The sequence below is a fragment of the Syntrophomonas sp. UBA5494 genome (assembly GCF_002426325.1).
In genome coordinates, this window is sequence record NZ_DIPG01000050.1 from 1 (window position 1) to 372 (window position 372).

Consider the following 372-nt stretch of genomic DNA (forward strand, 5'->3'; position numbering starts at 1 on the left):
ACCCCAACAAACATTTCCACGAAATCAGAACCGCTGATTGAGAAAAACGGCACCCCGGCCTCTCCGGCGACGGCTTTCGCCATCAGGGTTTTGCCGGTTCCCGGCGCTCCGAATAATAAAACCCCTTTAGGGATTTTAGCCCCCAGCTGTAGGAATTTTTGTGGATTCTTAAGNNGCTCCAGCGACATCCTTGAAGGTTACCTTAACATCATCCTGCGACATCAGGCGCGCTTTGCTGCGGCCAAACTGCATCACCCGGTTGCCGCCCCCCTGGGTCTGGTTCATTATGAACATCAGGAAGGCAATCAAAATCACGATGGGCAGCAAAGTGGTCAACAAAGTCATCCAGATCGAAGGCGGCGGTACCGGCTG

General features: G+C 53.5%; 1 pseudogene. It reads right to left on the minus strand.

The annotated features are described in order from the left end of the window. A pseudogene (locus B3W37_RS05865) lies at positions 1–372 on the minus strand (AAA family ATPase); the annotation flags it as partial.